At 28.8% G+C, this 2483-nt stretch carries 2 protein-coding genes and 1 pseudogene; 2 read left to right on the forward strand and 1 reads right to left on the reverse strand.

Annotation, left to right across the window (positions count from 1 at the left end; translation table 4 throughout):
- The first annotated feature begins 47 nt into the window (after positions 1–47).
- Positions 48–242, forward strand: coding sequence for a hypothetical protein (locus D9R21_RS05680; RefSeq protein WP_126820562.1), 195 nt, complete (start codon positions 48–50; stop codon positions 240–242).
- A gap of 61 nt (positions 243–303) precedes the next feature.
- On the opposite strand, the gene D9R21_RS05685 is transcribed toward D9R21_RS05680, so the two are convergent.
- Positions 304–1167 (reverse strand): Cof-type HAD-IIB family hydrolase, encoded by an 864-nt coding sequence (locus tag D9R21_RS05685; protein ID WP_126821443.1) that lies wholly within the window; start codon positions 1165–1167, stop codon positions 304–306.
- 193 nt (positions 1168–1360) lie between these two features.
- Between D9R21_RS05685 and D9R21_RS08695 the strand changes: the two are divergent.
- A pseudogene (locus tag D9R21_RS08695) lies at positions 1361–2389 on the forward strand (AAA family ATPase); the annotation flags it as partial.
- Between the last annotated feature and the right edge of the window lie 94 nt (positions 2390–2483).

The raw sequence follows: 2483 nt of genomic DNA on the forward strand, positions 1-2483 counted from the left end.
CCGCTATTTATCACTATAAATGTGTCTCTAACGGTATTATAATTTCAATGGGTAAAAAATACCACTGTGCAGATAATATTGTTATAGAAAGTTTTCATTCATTACTTAAGAAAGCTACAATCCATAATAAAATATATAATTCACATGAAGAATATATACAAGATGTTATAAAATGAAATACATGATATTCAAATCGTAAAGAAAAAGATATAATAAAAAAAATAGTAAATACTTTTTATTAGTACTTACTAAAATGGGTGCAGTCTATTTTAATTGTTTTAAAGATAAAAAAAAGAAATGTTTTTAAACATTTTCTCCTTTTAATAGTTTTTGTAAATAATCACCAACGCCGCCTTCATCATTAGTTAAGTGTGTAATTCCCCGAGCATTAGTTTTTAAATTGTCATTTCCATTTTTCATTGCGATTCCATAACCAACATTTTGCAATAGTTCTAAGTCATTCATTTCATCACCAAAGGCAATAACATCACGAATATCAACGTTATAATATTGTGCTAAAATATTAGCTGCAAATCCTTTTGAAACAAGTTTATTTGTAATGTTAATCATTATTTGCACCTGACCGCTACTATAATGTCCAATGTTAACTTGGACAGAGTTTTTAAAATTTTCAAAAATTCGTAAAATTTGATCTTTTTCATTAGCATTGTTTAAATATAAGGCCATATTACTAGCTGGACCTTTTCAAGCAGTATAAGGATTGGCAATAAAATATTCATCATCAGCCACATCATCAAGATGAAAGTAATTTTCAATTGCCTCATCTTTTTTTCAACAAATTGCTTTATCATAATGTTCAATTAAGACATTTGCAACAATATTTTTTACATCAGGATGGTTGATAATACTCATAATAACATCATAAGAAATTGGAAAAACTAAACGTTTAAACTCTCGTTTTAATGGGTCATGAATATGACCACCATCAAAGTTTGTTAATAAGGTGTCTAAACCTAATTCACGATAAAAGCGAATACTTGCTCGATGGGGGCGACCAGTTGTAATACATACTTTATGCCCAGCTTTAACAGCTTCTTTGATCACATCTTGTGTTTTTGGGTGGATTGTTTTGCTATCATTCATCAATGTTGTACCATCTAAATCAATTAGAATTAAACGTTTTTTATTTAGGTGTTGTAATTTCATGGGACTCCTTTCTAAAAAAAAATAATTATGTTTCTAATCCCTGTATCTCTTATTATATCTAATATTTTTATATTTATATTATTTTTAAAAATTTAGCAGTATTTAATTGACTTTGCTAATCAGTATGATAATATATAATTGTAAAATTAGCAAACAAGCATATAGATTGCTAAAAATTAAAGAAGGCAAAAGTATGGATTTAACACAACAATATGAACCAGGTAAAGATCCAAAAGTTCTTGAAAAAATTGCCAAAAATCTTAATAAAGAGGCTCTTGCTGGAAAATTAGACCCAATTATTGGACGTGAAGATGAAATTAATCGAGTAATTCGAATTTTATAACGAAGAACAAAAAATAATCCGGTCTTAATTGGTGAACCTGGTGTTGGGAAAACAGCGATTGTTGAAGGACTAGCACAGCGAATTGTTAAAGTTGATATTCCTAGTAATTTAAAAAATAAAACAATATATGAATTAGATATGGGAGCATTAATTGCTGGTGCGAAATTTCAAGGTGAATTTGAAGAACGTTTAAAAGCGGTTTTAAATAAAGTTAAAGAATCAAATGGCGATATTATTTTATTTATTGATGAGTTGCATTTAATTGTGGGAGCTGGTAAGACACAAGTTAGTATGGATGCTAGTAATTTATTAAAACCAATGTTAGCGCGTGGCGATTTGCATTGTATTGGTGCAAAGACTTTAGATGAACATCGTTTATATATTGAAAAAGATGCTGCGTTAGAGCGACGCTTTCAAAAAGTAGTTGTCAGTGAATCAACCATTGATGAAAGTATTTCAATTTTACGAGGTTTAAAAGAACGATTTGAAACCTTTCGTGGGGTTAAAATTCATGATAATTCTTTAGTTGCATCAGTTAACTTATCGTCTCGATACATTACTGACCGGTTTTTGCCAGATAAAGCAATTGACTTAATTGATGAAGTTTCTGCAACAATTAAAACATAAATTGCATCAGTTCCAACCGAATTAGATAATTTAAATCGGCGAATTGTTCAGTTAGAAATTGAAAAAGCAGCTTTGCAAAAAGAAACTGATAAGGCATCTAATGAACGGTTAGTTGATATTGAAAATGAATTGAAACCATTAAAAGCAAAACAACAAAAATTAGATATTCAATGAAATTCGGAAAAAGAAAGTATTACTAAATTAAAAAACTTAAAATCACAAGTTGAACAATTGAAAAAAGAGTTAGAGAAGACTGCACCCCAAAAAGTAAGTAAAATTAAAAAAGAACTTTACTAAACTTTTAGAGGAGGTGCATTTTTTAATGGCAGGAAAAGAACAAAAATTT

The organism is Spiroplasma endosymbiont of Megaselia nigra (assembly GCF_003987485.1).
Classification (GTDB): domain Bacteria; phylum Bacillota_I; class Bacilli_A; order Mycoplasmatales; family Mycoplasmataceae; genus Spiroplasma.